At 38.7% G+C, this 17,395-nt stretch carries 13 protein-coding genes; 4 read left to right on the top strand and 9 right to left on the bottom strand.

All coding sequences use genetic code 11. The features are described from left to right. Window position 1: 1 nt before the first annotated feature. The 6 genes from AB3N04_RS16200 to AB3N04_RS16175 form a co-directional block, all read right to left on the bottom strand. Window positions 2–1,084 (bottom strand): MBL fold metallo-hydrolase, encoded by a 1,083-nt coding sequence (locus tag AB3N04_RS16200; protein WP_368503697.1) that lies wholly within the window; start codon window positions 1,082–1,084, stop codon window positions 2–4. Window positions 1,085–1,194: 110 nt separating this feature from the next. Next, window positions 1,195–1,554, bottom strand: coding sequence for a response regulator (locus AB3N04_RS16195; protein ID WP_368503696.1), 360 nt, complete (start codon window positions 1,552–1,554; stop codon window positions 1,195–1,197). Between the two features lie 37 nt (window positions 1,555–1,591). Then, window positions 1,592–2,038 carry a chemotaxis protein CheW gene (locus AB3N04_RS16190; protein ID WP_317122145.1) on the bottom strand — a complete coding sequence of 149 codons (447 nt, stop codon included), beginning with the start codon at window positions 2,036–2,038 and terminating at the stop codon, window positions 1,592–1,594. Between the two features lie 21 nt (window positions 2,039–2,059). Then, entirely contained in the window at window positions 2,060–4,129 is a 2,070-nt protein-coding gene (locus AB3N04_RS16185) for a chemotaxis protein CheW (RefSeq protein WP_368506075.1), read from the bottom strand. Between the two features lie 245 nt (window positions 4,130–4,374). Continuing rightward, window positions 4,375–6,087 (bottom strand): EAL domain-containing protein, encoded by a 1,713-nt coding sequence (locus AB3N04_RS16180; RefSeq protein ID WP_368503695.1) that lies wholly within the window; start codon window positions 6,085–6,087, stop codon window positions 4,375–4,377. Window positions 6,088–6,146: 59 nt separating this feature from the next. Continuing rightward, a complete protein-coding gene (locus AB3N04_RS16175; protein ID WP_368503694.1) occupies window positions 6,147–6,971 on the bottom strand; it encodes an HAD family hydrolase in 825 nt (274 codons plus the stop codon). A gap of 230 nt (window positions 6,972–7,201) precedes the next feature. On the opposite strand from AB3N04_RS16175, the gene AB3N04_RS16170 reads away from it, so the two are divergent. From AB3N04_RS16170 to phnE (AB3N04_RS16155), 4 genes are all read left to right on the top strand, one after another. After that, complete coding sequence (locus AB3N04_RS16170) at window positions 7,202–8,164, top strand: phosphate/phosphite/phosphonate ABC transporter substrate-binding protein (protein WP_368503693.1); 963 nt, start codon at window positions 7,202–7,204, stop codon at window positions 8,162–8,164. A 78-nt stretch (window positions 8,165–8,242) separates the two neighbouring features. Continuing rightward, entirely contained in the window at window positions 8,243–9,019 is a 777-nt protein-coding gene (gene phnC / locus AB3N04_RS16165; protein ID WP_368503692.1) for a phosphonate ABC transporter ATP-binding protein, read from the top strand. Beyond that, window positions 9,012–9,803, top strand: a complete 792-nt coding sequence (gene phnE, locus AB3N04_RS16160) for a phosphonate ABC transporter, permease protein PhnE (RefSeq protein WP_368506074.1) — start codon at window positions 9,012–9,014, stop codon at window positions 9,801–9,803. The genes phnC and phnE (AB3N04_RS16160) overlap by 8 nt, the downstream gene beginning before the upstream one ends. Next, window positions 9,803–10,603 carry a phosphonate ABC transporter, permease protein PhnE gene (phnE, locus tag AB3N04_RS16155; RefSeq protein WP_368503691.1) on the top strand — a complete coding sequence of 267 codons (801 nt, stop codon included), beginning with the start codon at window positions 9,803–9,805 and terminating at the stop codon, window positions 10,601–10,603. The genes phnE (AB3N04_RS16160) and phnE (AB3N04_RS16155) overlap by 1 nt, the downstream gene beginning before the upstream one ends. Before the next feature lie 49 nt (window positions 10,604–10,652). Here phnE (AB3N04_RS16155) and AB3N04_RS16150 read toward each other — a convergent pair whose 3' ends face one another. The 3 genes from AB3N04_RS16150 to AB3N04_RS16140 are packed head-to-tail and all read right to left on the bottom strand — an operon-like array spanning window position 10,653 to window position 17,371. Beyond that, window positions 10,653–14,021: a UvrD-helicase domain-containing protein gene (locus AB3N04_RS16150; RefSeq protein WP_368503690.1), complete on the bottom strand. Its 3,369-nt coding sequence runs from the start codon at window positions 14,019–14,021 to the stop codon at window positions 10,653–10,655. A gap of 4 nt (window positions 14,022–14,025) precedes the next feature. Beyond that, window positions 14,026–16,899 carry a PD-(D/E)XK nuclease family protein gene (locus tag AB3N04_RS16145; protein WP_368503689.1) on the bottom strand — a complete coding sequence of 958 codons (2,874 nt, stop codon included), beginning with the start codon at window positions 16,897–16,899 and terminating at the stop codon, window positions 14,026–14,028. Further along, window positions 16,886–17,371 carry a GNAT family N-acetyltransferase gene (locus AB3N04_RS16140; protein ID WP_368503688.1) on the bottom strand — a complete coding sequence of 162 codons (486 nt, stop codon included), beginning with the start codon at window positions 17,369–17,371 and terminating at the stop codon, window positions 16,886–16,888. Before AB3N04_RS16140 ends, AB3N04_RS16145 begins: the two co-directional genes overlap by 14 nt. Window positions 17,372–17,395: the final 24 nt, after the last annotated feature.

Here is a 17,395-nt window from a genome sequence, read left to right as displayed (position 1 = left end):
TTTAAGATCCTCCATCTAAACACGCTAGTTCTTCTGCTACGATATCTGACAGTCGGCCCTGACCAATTCCTTGAATATCGGTTAGTTGTTCAATCTGATGAATAGGCCTCATGGCAACTATTTGCTCTGCTCGCTCTTCTCCAATGTGAACGATGGTTACAAGTTCTTCTATCGTTGCCTCGTTTAGAGGAATGCAAGTAGAAGCTGTCTCATCTGGAGATGATTGTTGAGAAAATTCCTTTTCAGATTTCACTATAATTTCTTGACCATCACTTACCATATCAATTTGACCATGAACATCTGTCCCAAACCATTCGATTTCAAGTCGATCAAGCCTCTCTATTACTTCGCGGTGGGGATGACCATATTCATTATCAACCCCAGCTGAGTATATAGCATACGATGGATCTACTTCCTGCAAAAAAGCTTCATGACTAGAAGTAGAAGACCCGTGGTGACCTAGCCGTAGAACATCAGCTTCGATATTTACTTTAGAATCGACTAACTCGCGTTCAACGTCTTCTTCAATATCAGACATAAAGAGCCAAACAACCTCTCCATGCTGTACACGCAAGGCAATTGCCCCCTCATGAAAATCACCGGTTAACTCAGTTGGGTTCAATACTTCTATTTCTAAAGCTCCAATCTCAAAATGTTCACCTGCACGGGGTTCATAATAATTAGCACCTGAACTAGCTATCGCTTGAATTGTCCGTTCAAATGTTCGTGTCGTATGTAAATCGCCAGACATCCATACTTCATCTACCGGAAAGTGAAGCAAAACTTGATCGGCTTGTCCAATATGATCAGCATGTGGATGTGTACCAATAAATAAATCAACCTCCTTCACACCAGCTCCTTCTAGAAGGTCAATCACATCATTTCGGTCATGTCTGCCCGCATCGATTAAAATCGTCGTATCCGTTGTTTGTAACAAAGTTGAGTCGCCCTGACCAACATTTAAGAAAGAGACCAATAGCTCTCCCTCTTGAAATTCGGTTTTAACTCTTTCTTGCTCGGTTTGGCTTGTGGCATCACAGGCAACAAGCAAGGCAATACAAAAAGCAATTAATATAACTCTCATGGTTATTCATCCACCTTAAATTAGTATTTCACTGTTCAATCATAAAAATATAGTATACAGCAAAAAAGAAAACCATGACGCAAGAAAATGGTCATGGTTTCACTTCATCTTTATCCTAGTACTTTATTAATTGACTCTAACACACGATCTGCTTGGAATGGTTTTACAATAAAGTCCTTCGCCCCTGATTGAATCGCATCAATCACCATCGATTGTTGCCCCATCGCTGAGCACATAATGACTTTTGCTTCGGCATCGCTTTCTCTAATGGCCTTAAGTGCTTGAATACCATCCATTTCAGGCATTGTAATATCCATTGTAACCAAATCAGGCTTTAATTCCTTATATTGATCAACTGCTTCTGCCCCATTAGCTGCTTCTCCAGCAATTTCAAACCCATTTTTTGATAAAATATCTTTAATCATCATACGCATAAAAGCTGCATCATCTACTATTAATACAGACGCCATAAAATCACCTCTTCATCATTTGCATGTTGGAATGTAATTAGGATACTTGAATAACTTTTTCTAAGTTTAATAGGGTGAATAACCTCTTATTAAGCTTCACCACTCCACGTAAGTATTCGGCTTCTACTCCACCTACCACTTCAGGAGTCGGTTCAATTTTTTCAAGAGGTATGTCAATGACATCGTTTGCCCCATCAACAATAAAACCGATTTCAATGCCTTCCTTAGATATGACTAAAATTCGAGTTGCTTCATCAAATTCCTTCTCCACAATTCCAAAACGTTTTCTAAGGTTAATAATAGGAGTTATGACCCCACGTAAATTCATTACACCCGTAACAAAAGGATATGTACTTGGAATTCTTGTTACTGGCTGCATCCGCTCAATCGATTGGATGTAATCAACTTCAATTGCGTACTCTTCATCTTTCAGTTGAAACACAATCACTTTAATCTCAGTTTTAGTAGCTGTTTCGTTAGACACCGTCTTAAGCCTCCTCGGTCATTACTTGATTAGCGCATTTGTATCTACAATAAGTGCCACTTGGCCATTCCCTAAAATAGTTGCCCCAGAAATAGCAAAGACATTTGTTAAGTAATTGCCTAAAGACTTTAACACGATATCGTGCTGACCAATTAAAGAATCAACCACGAGCCCTGCCACTTTGTCACCTTTATTAATAATCACAAGAGAATAAAAGTCTTCTTTCTGTGGATCACCTGGCACTTCGAAGATGTCCTTTAAGAACACTAGAGGAACCACTTTCCCGCGGAAATCAATTACCTTTTGATTGTGAGCACTATATACATCCTGTTTGTTAACAATCGCTGTTTCAACGATTGAAGAAAGAGGGATTGCATATTTCTCTTCTTGAACTTCCACAAGCATCACATCAATAATCGATAGGGTTAATGGTAGCTGAATAGAGAACACAGAGCCGCGACCTAGGACCGAATTAACCGTCACAATTCCACCTAGTGACTCAAATGTATTCCGAACCACATCAAGCCCAACCCCGCGACCTGACACATCAGTGATCTTCTCAGCCGTGCTAAATCCTGAAGCAAATAATAGTCCGAACACTTGTTGATCAGTCATCTTCTCAGCTTCTTCTTCAGTCACTACACCATTATTTAATGCTTTTTGAAGTATTTTCTGTCGGTCAATCCCTGCACCATCATCTTCGATTTCAATAAATACGTTATTCCCACTATGGAATGCCTTTAATTTAACGGTTCCCTCTTCTGGCTTTCCTTGGGCACGACGAACTTCAGGAGTCTCAATTCCATGATCAATCGAGTTTCTCAAGAGATGCACAAGTGGATCTCCGATTTCATCAATAATTGTACGATCTAGCTCCGTATCTGCACCTATAATCACAAGGTTCACTTGTTTCTTTAAGTCTTTAGATAGACTACGTACCATACGCGGGAATCGGTTAAACACTTGTTCAACCGGCATCATTCGCATGTTTAAGATAATTTCTTGTAAATCACCAGAAATACGTGACATTCTTTCAACCGTCTCATTTAATTCACTGTTTTGAAGTTCACTTGCGATCTGTTCGAGACGTCCACGATCGATAACTAACTCTTCAAAGAGGTTCATTAATACATCAAGTCGTTCAATATTAACGCGAATGGTTTTATGTGAATCGCTTGAAGACTTCTTTTGGACCGACGTTTGTTGTGGGTCTTTTTGTTTCACAGCAGGTGCTTGCTCCACTATAGGAGCTTTTACTACTTTTGGCTTTTGTTCTACTATCTCTTCTATTGGCATTTCTGTTGCATCTTCTTTGCTAATCAAATCTTGCCCCGTCAATGGTTGAACAACTACATTTACAATTTCTGAAATGTTTAAAATACGTTGTTTAACTTCTTCAGCATTCACTTTAGAGACCACTGTAACAAGGAACGTTTCATCAAACTTCTCTTCTTCTAACTGGTCAGCTGATGGGGTAGACTTGATCACTTCCCCAACTTGTTCTAATACTTCAAAAACCATAAAAACACGCGCTGCTTTTAACATCGCTTGTTCGTCTAAGGTCACTTCAATTTGATAGGCGCTGTACCCTTGTTCAAATGATTGCTCAAGCACCGTACGCTCAAACTCATCATACACTTCTATTAACCGTTCTGGAGATTCGATTGTAGCTGCTGTTTCTTGTACTACCGTGCTTGTTTCTTCTATACTTTCGCCCTTTTCAATTTTCTCAAGCTTCCCCACAACCTCAGATACATCTCTTTTTCCTTCTCCACCTGCGGCAATATCTTCTACCATTGCCTCTAGGTCATCAACCGCAGCAAATACGACATCCATTACTTGAGATGTCACCTTTAGCTTTTGATTACGAATTAGGTCTAGAACATTTTCCATGTTATGCGTCAGGTGAGCTAAGTCTTCAAAACCCATCGTTGCTGCCATACCTTTTAATGTATGGGCAGAACGAAAGACCTCCCCGACAATGGATAAGTCTTCTGGCGCTTGTTCTAATTTTAGTAAATGATCATTAATAGATTGTATATGTTCCTGACTCTCATCAAGGAACACATCTAAATACTCTGAATTGATCAAGATCTTATTCACCTCGACGTTCTCTTAGTTCCTACATAACATTTATGTTAACTAAATTATTTCTTTCATCATAGCACATTTCAGGAAAACATAAGCATTTATTCATAGTAAAAATTAAATATATTTAAGACGTCGTTTCCTCTTCTCAAAACAGAGATATAGCGATTAAAAGTGATAATGATAGCTAAACAGGCAGATAAACAGCTTTTTTTAGACAAGATAGTAGCATTTAATAAAATAGTTCTTTATACCCTTAAAAAATGCTTGTATTGGTCGACAGTCAAAGGTTTTGAATAATAGTACCCTTGAACGTAATCGCAACCTTTGTTTTTAAGAAAGGCTAATTGTTGTTTCGTTTCTACCCCTTCTGCTATCACCTTTAATTGAAGTGAGTGTCCGAGATGAATAATCATAGAAATAATGGCTTCACCATGTTTGCCATCGCCAATTTTTTTTACAAAGGATTGGTCTATTTTCAATTCATGAATCGGAAGTTGCCCCACATATTGCAGCGAACTGTAACCTGTACCAAAGTCATCCAAGCTAATCCGGACACCAAGCTTAATTAAACGATTTAATACATCCAGAGTTCGATTTAGATCAACAGTGACACTCTCTGTCACTTCCAAATCAAGATATTCAGGGGGTAACCCTGTCTCATTTAAGATCATTTCGATTGTTTGAACAATGTTCTTTTGGAGGAATTGTTTTAATGAAAGGTTGACTGACATTGGCACCTTAGGAAAGCCTGCTTTAATCCATTTTGCCTTCTGCTTACAAGCTTCCCTTAATACCCACTCACCTATTGGTACAATAAGCCCTGTTTCCTCAGCAATTGAAATAAACTTTGAAGGACCTATCATACCTTGAGTAGGATGTTGCCAACGGACGAGAACTTCTTCTCCACAAAGTTCTCCAGTAGTAGTATGAAATTGGGGCTGAACATACAATTCAAATTCGCCACGATCTAGAGCTTTTCGTAGATCATTCTCAACATGAAAATACTCATAAAATTCTTGATTAACCCTTCTATCGTAAAATTCAACTCGATTCGTTCCACTAGCTTTTGCTCTATACATAGCTGCATCTGCAGATGTGAGTATAGCTTCGGTATCACGACCACTTTCAGGATAAAGTCCAATTCCAATACTTCCAGTTAAGGTAAACTCATATCCATCCATCACTAATGGTTCTCTAATAACCTTTAGTAGCTTTTCAGTTAATTTATGAGGCTCCTCCTTTGAGCTAATATTAGACATGAGTACGACAAATTCATCTCCACCCATACGTGCAATCATCGATTGATTAGGGAGCTTAGCTAATAATCGCTCTGCCATTTTCACTAGGACACGATCTCCAAATAAATGACCTAATGTATCATTTACATACTTAAATCGATCCAAGTCTATAAACAAGACTGCAAGCTTTTGTTTTTGTTTTTTTGCTCGTTGTAATTCAGATTCTAAATGATGCATAAAATAGCGTCTGTTTGGAAGGTTGGTAAGAGGATCTTCATTTGCAAGGCGATATATATTCACATCAACGGGCAATGCCTCGGATGGGGGATTCAGTTCACCTACAATAATCGCCCCCACCACTTCCCCGTTTATCCTACTTGGTATCCAAACTAGCCGTAACTGAATCCGCGTTTCTCCTCTATTAATAGTAGCCTCAGAAGTACATACTTTTCCATTCAATACACTCGGTAAGAAGTCATCCACATTAAGAAAGAATAGGCTACATAAATGTTTTTGCAAGACTTCCGTTTCTGTTACCCCCCATATACACAAGCCAGCATGATTTATACGAAGAATGTAACCTGTTGCATTAACCACGATCATCATATACGGGCTCTGATTAAAAAGAGAACGGTATTCTTGCTCTAACTCGGAAAAGGATGAATTCGCTTGCTCAAAAAACATAGTCGTTTCAACTCGCTTCATAGAAAAGTTTTCCATCTTTTATAATCCCTATTATACCACGATTTATAGTGATCAAAAAAAGCCAACCTAGAAGGTCAGCTCTTAGAAAAACAGTCCATAACAGATGAAACAATTTGTACATTCTTATGAAGTTTTGCTTGATTATTTTCAGTATGTATATAAACTCCGTCCATTCCTAATAAAACAGCTGGTGCAACATCATTTATAAAATTGTCTCCAATCGAGAGGGTTTCATCTGCAGAAGCTTGGTACTCCTCGAGCAGTTCTGTAAAGAGTTTAGAAGTGTAAGTTGGTTTTTTAGCTGAAGTAATCACTTTATCAAACAAGCCTCTTAACTGTAACTCATTCAATAAACGATTCACATCATCTGCATCACTATTTGTCACAAGGACGATAGTAGACTGCGTTTTAAGATCAACAAGTGCCTCTTTCAAACCTGGCAACGGCTTTAGCTGAAACGATTCTGATACCATATATTCTTTCGTTGCAACATAGCTGCTATAGCAATCTTCCACTCCGTAATGCTTCGCACAAACAAATGGCAACCACCAGCCATCACCAATAGCAATCATCGTTTCAAAATCAAATGATAGCTGCTCTTGGTATTTCTTTTTTACTTCCTCTATTGATAAAGTTTCTCCATTCCACTCAGATGCTTCTGTAACTGAAAGTGTCATAGGGTCAATGGTTAGGATGAGATCTTCCTTAATGTCATAGGCTTTTCCTATCATCACAGAATGATTGCCCGTTTTCATTTCTTCATAATCCTGTTGAAAGTTTGATTGTTTATTATGGCTAACCTTCTTTTTTAGGTGTTCCGCATAATAGTCGAAATGATCCGTTCCTTCATATAAAGTACCGTCTAAGTCAAAGATGACTAACTTATAACCACTGAGCAAATTAAACTCTCCTCTACATTTAAATTCTTTAAATTATTTGTTCATCATAACACGATCCGTTTTCAATTTTGCTAAATGTAATGTTTCTCTTGTAAATATTCCATTAAGTTTGTAAACAAACAGATAATTCTTAAACATTATGTAAAAGAGTAGAAAATTTTGTAGATTCCTTGATTTTGTTAGGTTATACTGATTTTTGTACGGACATAAACTACAAGGTGGGGAAACGAATGAAGAAGCTATTTACGGTTTTACTCATGCTCATGCTAGCGATTGCGCTTGTTGCATGTGGAGCAAGTGATGAAGAAACAACGGTAAAACCTGACTCAGAACCAACTGATGATAGCGGAGAAGAATCAGCTGAAGCAAGTGAAGATCTTCCCGATGAATTAATTATGGGCTTTGTTCCATCACAAGATTCAGATAAGATTGCTGATACAGTAGCTCCATTAGCTGATCGTCTTTCAGAAGAACTTGGTATTCCTGTAACAGGTCAAGTTATGACAAACTACACAGCACTTGTTGAAGCCATGGGGAATGATCGTGTACATATCGGATTCATTCCAGCTTTTGGATATGTTCTAGCAACTGAACGTTATGATAATGTAGAAGCCATTTTAAAGTCTGTACGTCACGGTTCATCAACATACCGCGCTCAATACACTGTTAGAGCAGATTCAGGAATTGAATCGATTGAAGACCTTGAAGGGAAAGTATGGGCGTTCCCAGACAACGTTTCTACAAGCGGATACCTTTTCCCAGCAGCACAATTAATGGATGATTACGGTGTTGATGCTGTTGAAGACTTTTTCTCTGACATGATTCAAGCTGGATCTCATGATAATGCTTTAATCATGGTGCTTGAAGGTGATGCAGATGTTTCAACTACATTTGAAGATGCTCGTACGGCCATTGAAGGTGACTACCCTGAAGCGATGGATGAGTTAGTTCAATTAGATTTCACAGCAGATATTCCAAATGACACAATTAGCGCAAATACGAACCTACCAGCTTCTTTCATTGAAGATATTCGCGCAGCATTTCTAGCATTTAATGATGACGAAGAAATGTTAACTATTATGGATGAAGTTTATAACTGGACTGGAATCGACGAAGCGTCTGATGAAGATTACGATGTTGTTCGTAGCACTTATGAAAAGTTCAAAGATGATGGAACGATTTCATTAGACTAGTCGTACAGAATGTCAGGAGGAGAAGATATTCTCCTCCTTCTTTTATTTGCTAGCTTTACATTAGGAAGGGGTACTACCATGATTGAATTCAAACAGACTTCCCTTGTCTATCCGAACGGTACACAAGGCTTAAAAAATATTAATCTTAAAATCAATGAAGGCGAGTTTGTTGTCATTGTTGGATTATCTGGTGCAGGTAAATCCACTCTTATCCGTAGCATGAATCGTCTTGTCACTCCTACAGAAGGCGAATTGTTGATTGATGATGATAATATCCTTGCATTTAATCAACGAAAGCTCCGTGATCTTCGTACAAAAGTTGGGATGATCTTTCAAAACTACAATCTCGTAAAACGTTCAACGGTAATGAAAAATGTGATCTCTGGCCGACTCGGTCATACAGGTACAATCAAAAGTTTATTAAATATGTATTCACAAGAAGACTTGGCACTTGCCCACCGTAGTCTTGAGCGGGTCAATATTGCTGAGAAAATGCACCAACGTGCAGATCAACTTAGTGGAGGCCAACAGCAACGTGTAGCAATTGCTCGCGTTCTTACACAACAGCCTAAGATTATATTAGCCGATGAGCCAGTAGCAAGTCTTGACCCACCCACCTCTCATCAAGTAATGACCTACCTTCGTAAAGTAAATCAAGAAGACAATATTACGACCATTGTTAATTTACACTTTATCGATATGGCAATGGAATATGCTGATCGAATTATTGGCATGCGCGCAGGGGAAGTGGTATATGACGGACCTGCAAGCAAAGTATCAGAAGAAACATTTGAAGAAATTTATGGAAGAAAAATTCGAGAGGATGACCTTGTAGGGGGTCAAGATGATGAATAACTCCCTAAAAGTAGAACTCTATTCAAAAAAAGCTAAGCGTCAGATGTCCTTAATTTTAATCGCTATTATTGGAATCTATATTTATACTTCCATTGCCACAGAGTCATCTTTATTTGACTTTATTGACGGTTGGTCAGGATTTGAAAGAGTTGCTAAAGATCTTTTCCCGCCAAACTGGAGTTATGCACCACAAGTTTGGGAGTACTTAGCTGAAACGATTCAAATGGCTATTATTGCAACTACTTTTGCTGCGATTTGTAGTGTTCCTATCTTTCTTTTATCAGCGGCAAATCTATTCCCTAATAAATGGATTCACCAACCTGTTCGCTTTATGATGAACGTCTTACGCACCATTCCAGATATCTTACTTGCTGTGATTTTTGTTGGGATTTTTGGCGTTGGAGTATTCCCTGGTATTATGGCATTATTTATTTTCTCTTTGGGGATTTTAGCTAAGCTGATGTATGAAACGATTGAATCAATAGACTTAAACCCATTAGAAGCAATTCGTGCTTCAGGCGGTAATACTCTTCAAGTCATTTGGTATGCCGTCTTGCCACAAGTTCTCCCGCAGTTTGTCTCGTTTGGCTTATATGTATTTGAAGTAAATGTTCGTGCATCCGTTGTACTTGGATTCGTTGGAGCCGGAGGAATTGGCTTGCTCTTACAACAGCAAGTTAGTTTCTTTAACTACCCTCGTGTCATGACGATTATCATCATCATCTTTATTGCTGTGGTAATTATTGATTACATCAGTAATAAAATAAGGGAGAGACTCGTCTAATGGAACAAAAATTATCGTTAAATAAAAAAAGAACAACGAAACAATGGATACAATATAGTGTCATTGCTGCAGCTATTATCGCCTTATACCTTTGGACATTTATTGGCATTGACATTAGATGGAGTCGAGTGTTCAGTGAACGATCAATCGATAATTTCGGACGAGTTATTCCTCAACTTTTCTCACCAGATTGGTCAGCATTTGGAAAAGTAATGGCTCTGATGTGGCAGACATTACAGATGGCTTATACAGGAACTTTACTTGCAGCGATTCTTGCCATTCCTTTTGGCTTTTTTGCGGCTAGTAATATGGTGAAAAGTAAAGCTTTAAACACTTTTTCAAAATGGGCTTTGGATGCGATTCGTGCGTTTCCTGAACTCGTACTTGCTTTAATGTTCGTAGCAGCCATTGGTCCAGCTCCATTTGCAGGTGTTCTAGCCATTGCGATTGGATCAATTGGGATGCTAGGGAAATTGTATTGTGAAGTAATAGAATCGATTGACATGAACGTTGTTGAAGCTTTAGAGGCAAATGGGGCAAATAAATTACAGGTTCTCTTCTATGGAATCATTCCACAGATTATTCCTGAATTTTTATCCTATGCTATTTATCGTTTTGAAATTGATGTACGAGCGTCTACTATTTTAGGGATTATTGGTGCTGGAGGAATCGGAACTCTCATCACAATCGCTACGCAAAACCGTAATTGGGATGAAGTAGGGATGATTTTACTTGTGATTGTCGTCGTCGTTACGATCATCGATACATTAAGTGCGATGATCAGAAAAAGAATTGTTTAACCATATAAAAGCGGACATACCCTAATAGGTTGTCCGCTTTACTCATTATTTAAAAATCTAAAGATACGTATTCTTCAAGATTTGCATTCGACTGACGCAAATAAACAAGCCTTTCAATCATTTTTACAATGTATAATTCTCTCGTTTTGTCTGCAACAATCGTATGCAAAGGTTGGGCTTTATCACGTAATACATACAACGACATGGAAGTGATCTTATCGCCTGTTACTTTTTCATAAGCCATCTTATACAAGTATAATTGAATATCATAGACTTCGAGCCATTCTTGTCCAGAGTTCTTGATCCGGTTCGTTTTAAAGTCTATTAGGTGCAGCACTCCATCTCTATGAACCACTTTATCAATCTCACCGATCACCTCTGCCCCGAACAGCTCAACAGCAAACGACCATTCATTCGCTACAGGTGTCCCTAGTTCTTCCTGCTGTGCCTCGCTATACATATCCATTAATCCCTCAACCTCTTGTTGATATAGCGATGTATTAGGAAGATCCTCTATTTGCAAAAGAGCTTCATTAATCGCATCGCTAGAGGAGAAACCATGATCTCTTAATTCACAAGCTTTGTGTACGATCGTCCCCACTACTGTAGGATCTAGCTTTCTCTCTTCCTTCCCTATACTCTCACTTCCTTCTGCTCTCCATTTTAATCGGTTCATGCCTAATACATAATTCTCATAATACTCTTTAGGATCATGGATAAACGTCATAATTTCAGAAACAGAAAGAGGTACAGGTACATTTTTTCTTGGATGAAGAGGCGCTTTTGTATAGTGCTCTATAGAAGGGCTATATGGTTGCTGCTCAGAAACACCATCTACCTCAATAAGATAATGTTCAAGCTCCCCTTCCGCCTTAGCATCCTCTATAAGATGTAACCATGATTTTTTTGCTCCCGGCTGCTCACCAATCATGACTAAATAGTCTTTAGCTCTTGTGGCTGCGACATAAAAAAGACGTTTAGCTTCTTCTTCTGCCTCCTTGCTTGCTTCATCCTTAACCAAATCATAGCCTGGTGTCACTTGCTTTTCTGGCTTCGTATTTAGATTATCTCCCTCTTCTTCAAGACTCATCACAATTCCAAGTTGATGATGGAAACGAACAGAGCCTTTATCCCCACGTACAGGTCGCTCCAGTTGAGGTACACAAACAATTGGAAACTCTAACCCTTTTGAAGCATGCACGGTCATGATATGAACAGCATCGCCCTCTGTTCTTTCCATTTCTGCTTCTCCTTCTTTATCACTTAATTCAATTCTCTCATCAATAAGCTCAACGACCTCTTCCAAGCTATTAGACATCGATTGCTCAATTAGTTGAATCACCTTTTCTACGTTTTTCACCTTTTGAAGACCGTTTGATTGTAGGAGTAAACTATTTAAAAATCCTGTTTCAATAATTAATTCGTTAAGCGTTAATGCACATGATTCTTGCCAAGTAAACGGGACCCATCGCTCTAACCATGTTTTGATTTTACGAAGTGCTTCAGCAATCTGAATAGGGGCATCCCAATCTTGCTCTGACCAGTTGTAGATATAATCAGCAAAACTTTGAACGGTTTCTTTTTGTTCGGAAATTGTTAAGAAGTCGTTCATTGTAAGACCAATTAAAGGACTTCTTAATATCGAAAGTAAATAAACATCTTCAAACGGTCTATTTAACCACTTTAGAAACGTAATGATATCGACCACTTCTTGACGATCATAAAATCCCACTCCACCATAAACGGTATATGGAACCTTTTTCTTTAAAAATGCCCTTTCTAACTGCAAGAGTTCTGTTCTTGCAGGGATCAAGACGGCGATGTCTTTAAAGTCCGGAGCCCGCCAAGACCCTTCGTTAAACACTCTAGGTTGTTTTGTATGAATGATTTCGGTTATTCGGTTGGCTAATTGATCATAGGAATCTACTTCTTCCTCTTCTTTTTGTAGGACAAGAAGTTCAATTTGCTTTTGGTCACTTATTTCCGACTGCCTGTGTGCATCTAGTGCAGTATAGCGAGTTTGATAGCTTTCAGTAATTTCATCTGTCATCGCACTAGCAAAGAGGGCATTGACTCCTTCTATAATCGGTTTGCACGTACGATAATTGATATTCATATCTATAGCATCTGCATGCTCTTGTTCTTTAGCAACCGCTTCTAGCTCATTCATCAACCGTACATTTGCACCACGGAAGCGATAAATGGATTGCTTCGTATCCCCTACAATAAATCGATAATGAGGCTGAATTTGATTGAGCATTTCTAGCTGCAATCGATTGGTATCTTGAAACTCATCAACTAGCATATGTCTAAATTGCTTCTGTACGGCTTTTTGAATAGTTGAATTGGAAAGTAAGGAAACGGCCTTTTGTTGAAGATCGCTAAAATCTACTACACCTCTATAGTTTTTTTCTTTTTTATAAAAAAGATGAAACTTACCTAGCAGATACATCAATTGGTTAAGTAAATGAGCTGCTTTCTCCTCAACCACAACGTCACCGCCAAATAATTTCCATTCTTCCTTAAGAGGCTTCCAGTATCCTTCAAATAATTGGAACAGTGAAGGGAGAGTGTCTTGCCATTTTTTATCCGTACGCTTTGGCATAACCTCTTGCAACCACTTGATATAATCATTAGGTGATTCAGTGGACATTGGAGCTGCAAATGCCTCTTGTAATCTCTCTACGTGAGCAAATTGAGCTTTTGTTAAGCCTTCACCACTCGGCAACTCCTGTATAAGCTGAGTTGCCACTTGATGAAAAGCTTGTACTTTTTCCTGTTGTTTCTTTACGAGTGCTTCCACTTGAGCACGTAACATATCTTCAGGCTGTAGTTCTAGAATCGCATCTTCTCCTACTACTAACTCTGAAACAGCCGCGTGAATCTCTTCTATTGTGACAATCAATTGATCTTTACTCATATAATGAAAAAACTCTTTTGCCACGGCTGTGAATTCGACATCTTGGAGCTGTTTTTTCAATACATCTCTCTTTAGTTGCCTTGATTCGAGATCATCTATAATACGAATTTTAGGTGGCAACTTAGCAGCTATTGCATATTGGCCTAATAATTGTTGGCAAAAGCTATGAAAGGTCGAGATATGTGCCCTTTCAACTAACTCTTTTTGTTCGCTCCAATAGGTAGCTTCATGTGCTGTCTCAGATTCATCCACCTTTTCGAAAAGTCTCTTACGGACACGATCTTTCATTTCACGAGCAGCTTTTTCTGTAAATGTAATCGCTGCAATCTCTTCTATCGTTGCACCTAGTGACGACTCCTGATCCAGATAGTTCTTTTCTAACAGATACATCATACGCTCTGTGAGAACCCGTGTCTTACCAGAACCTGCTCCTGCAGAGATAACGACTAAAGACTGCTCATTTTCAATCGCCCGTTTTTGAGCATCATTAAAATCCATTTTCCTATAGTCCCTCCTTTTGGTCTTCTGTTACTCGACAGACTGATCGATAGGGACAATGACTTGAACAATCAAGTGGTCTAACTGGAAATTCGCTTTGTGTTCCCTTCCATAATTGACCAACCTTCTCTTTCAATTCATACGTATCCATAAACAGATCTCCCCCAAGATCATCTTCTTTATTTTTACAAGAATGATGAACGAGAAATCTAGATCCTTTACCAATATGTTCTGAATGCCAAATTCCGTTACCTGCTCTTTTTTCTGGTTCCCGCAAAGAAATATAGGAAGCACCATGAGCCCTCATTTCATTCTCAGCAGTTGTTAAACCCGCTCTCATTGCTCTAGCATAAAGAGGTAATTGAAGCTTAAGGCCACTTCGCACCTCTTCTTCTAACTTCACTTGAGCAAACCCTGTCTTGTAATCATAAATCGCAAAGCCGGAATCATCGACATCTACACGATCGACTTTCCCAGTCAACGTGAGGATTTTATTTCCCTCTATTTCAAGTTCTAATCTAACTGAGGATTCCAAAGCATGAATTTTCATTGCAGCTAATTGAGGGTTATCCCAAAAGTGCTTCCTTTCTGCTTGCCACCACCGATTTAACTTTCGCCACCAGTTTTCTTTCGCTAACATTAAATCTAGTCTCGAAATTTCTAGTGAGGCAGCCTCGATCTCTCCCCATAAGACTTCAAATTTCTCTCTCAGAAGGATTGGAACTTGACTCTTCAATTCTTCAGGACACTCCCCAAAGGGTACACCTACTAGATTGAGCTCTTTATAGACCTCTTCAATAATCGAATGCACCAGTTGACCAATATCAAGCGGAGAAATACGTTCTTTCATTTGTTTTGCTTCCTCAATGTGGAGCACACGCTCTAAGCCATGACGAAATGGACATCTAGCATAACTTTCTAACTCAGTGACTGCTACAATATCTTTTGTCAACCTTTCTTGATAGGCTACATCAATTGGTTCTTCTGCCGTCTCAAGTCGCTTCAGACGATTCATTAACCGCTCAAGCAATATACCTTTATCACGCACTTCTTTTCCTAAACCAAGATGAAATGCTACTTTTTCTTCTTGGTCATTTTCAGTGAAACTGACTGGCTGTTTCATTCTCGATTCAAATGTATACTCCTTTACTCCTTTTTGACACCACTCTTCGATAAAGGGTGATGGAAGGAGCGGATGATTAGGATCTAGACCTTTTTTATAAGAGAAGATGACCTCCTCGGAAGAGTAAAGAATTTGTTCAAGGTAAGCTTGTTGCTTCGATCTAAAATGCTCTTGAGTAGGTAGAGCTCCTTCAATAGGTAATTCATACAAATCCTTTTCGGTTACATAGCCACCTAAATTGTGAATAGCAGGATAAGCTCCTTCATTCATCCCAACCACATACAAACGCTTGCCTTTAAAAAGACCGAGGTCACGCCAAGTATGGATGGCCACCCCTCTTCTTGAACCGCGCTCTATGAATAATTCTGTTTGTTCACCTACCTTTTTTAACCAATCAGAAAAGACATCTAGTGACATCTCAAGAAGTGTTAATTGTTTTGAGTCTAGTTGTTCTGCATATTCAGAAAGGATGTCTTCGATCTTCTCAAGCGCACGTTGTTCAAAGATATAATCTTTTAAACGCTCAGTATCCACCTCGGATACCGCAGCCTTTACCCAACCTTCCTCTAACCGTAATGCTCCGATCACTGAGATAACCTGTTTAATATACTGATAGAAAGTGGACGTTTTACGCCAGGTGACCTCCTGGATCCTTGCATAGAGTTCTGCTATTCCTTTATGAATGAAATCTCCAGTTGATAAAAAGGCTTCTTTTGCCTTCGCGTATTCAACCCCTTTAATTGCTTGTACAGCTAACATCTTATCCATGAGCGCTAGAAGATCAAATCGACTCTTTTGAGAGAAATCTTGTGTGATCGTCATCATTAAAAGTTGAATAGAAATGGATTTACTTAAAGGACGTTTCTTAGATTTCTCTAATGGAACTTCATACATCTTTGCATACTGCTCCACCTGCTTCATACCCTCTCGTTCATCCACTAGCACTATACCTATTTCTTCGTAAGAATATGGCGCTAACTGGATATCCTGAAGGACTGCACGCCATTCCTCTGCTGTTGTACTAGCACTCCAGACATTCACATCGACATCTGTGGCCCCCTCTACTTCCTCTTCTAAGCTTGTATCAAAACCTAAAGCTTCTAAGTCTTTGAGTGTACCTTCAATGATTGGATGAGAAAGGCTTGATGGGAGGTAGATATTGATTGTTAAACCTGCTTCTACCAACGCTTTTAGTAACATATATTGAAGTGGGCTAAAATCAATAAAGCCATCTATATAAATAGTCGACAGTGTGGTCTGTTTGTTTTTTAAAATCGAAACAGCTTTTAAGACAGTGTTTTCTGGGTCATACATTTTCTGATTTTTAACAGTTTGGTCTTCATATTGTGCAAAAAGAGACATAAACTCTTTTAAAGATTGTGGGGTTTGCTCTAGTTCTAAGCCTAGTCGTTTAAGTTGACCATATGTGTCTGCTAGCCCTTTTACTTTACTTTGATTTTCATTGAACGAACGATACAATGGATCAAGCTTTAACATATTTTGAAAAAAAAGCGTTCGTTCTTGTTCCCCTATATAAATCACATCTTCTTCTGCTTCATTTACTATGTATGTAGCTAAATCATCAAAGGTGGTATAACGAAGACCTGGTTGTTTCTTTCTGGCTTCTTGTAGCCATCTACTGGATGGCAGCAAATAGAAAACTGGCCCCTCTTCGTTACGTTGAACGTCCAATGCTTCTTTTAAGCGTTTTTGATTTGCAACATCTTGAAATGACGTATAGTTAACTATTTGCATGCGGTGTATTCACTTCCTTTTCTAGTTGATTTGAGGTTTTAATCATATCAATATGGGGAATACCATCTTCTTCATAAATTTCTGAAATGCGTTGGAATCCAAATGACTCATAAAATTGGTGAAGATAGTGCTGTGCTTGAATTTTGATCGTTGCATGTGGAGCTAGCTCTTCTAATTGTTTAATTGATTGCTCAATCAATTGAGCTCCATACCCATATGTCCGGAAGTCTTTTTTGACAATGACCCTTCCAATTGAAGCTTCATCATAATAATCTCCGGGTTTAAACAGTCGACTATACGCTATTAGACAACCACTTTGATAACCCATTAAGTGAACAGCTACTTGATCGTTATTATCAATTTCTTTATAAGGACAGTTTTGTTCTACCACAAATACTTCTACCCGTAATTGAAGCAGTGCATATAATTCATCTATGGTTAAATCATTAAACGTCTTTAGGATCCAATTCATTAGCCGACACTCCCTACTTAGTCT

The organism is Alkalihalophilus sp. As8PL, from assembly GCF_040939795.1.
Taxonomy (GTDB): domain Bacteria; phylum Bacillota; class Bacilli; order Bacillales; family Bacillaceae_D; genus Alkalihalophilus; species Alkalihalophilus lindianensis.
This window is presented reverse-complemented; position numbering and strand designations above follow the sequence as displayed.

Excerpts from the sequence above, each read along its gene's own strand:
- AB3N04_RS16200 (WP_368503697.1), bottom strand. The coding sequence starts at position 1,084 with ATGAGAGTTATATTAATTGCTTTTTGTATTGCCTTGCTTGTTGCCTGT.
- AB3N04_RS16195 (WP_368503696.1), bottom strand. The coding sequence starts at position 1,554 with ATGGCGTCTGTATTAATAGTAGATGATGCAGCTTTTATGCGTATGATG.
- AB3N04_RS16180 (WP_368503695.1), bottom strand. The coding sequence starts at position 6,087 with ATGGAAAACTTTTCTATGAAGCGAGTTGAAACGACTATGTTTTTTGAG.
- AB3N04_RS16170 (WP_368503693.1), top strand. The coding sequence starts at position 7,202 with ATGAAGAAGCTATTTACGGTTTTACTCATGCTCATGCTAGCGATTGCG.
- phnC (WP_368503692.1), top strand. The coding sequence starts at position 8,243 with ATGATTGAATTCAAACAGACTTCCCTTGTCTATCCGAACGGTACACAA.
- phnE (WP_368506074.1), top strand. The coding sequence starts at position 9,012 with ATGAATAACTCCCTAAAAGTAGAACTCTATTCAAAAAAAGCTAAGCGT.
- phnE (WP_368503691.1), top strand. The coding sequence starts at position 9,803 with ATGGAACAAAAATTATCGTTAAATAAAAAAAGAACAACGAAACAATGG.
- AB3N04_RS16150 (WP_368503690.1), bottom strand. The coding sequence starts at position 14,021 with ATGGATTTTAATGATGCTCAAAAACGGGCGATTGAAAATGAGCAGTCT.
- AB3N04_RS16145 (WP_368503689.1), bottom strand. The coding sequence starts at position 16,899 with ATGCAAATAGTTAACTATACGTCATTTCAAGATGTTGCAAATCAAAAA.
- AB3N04_RS16140 (WP_368503688.1), bottom strand. The coding sequence starts at position 17,371 with ATGAATTGGATCCTAAAGACGTTTAATGATTTAACCATAGATGAATTA.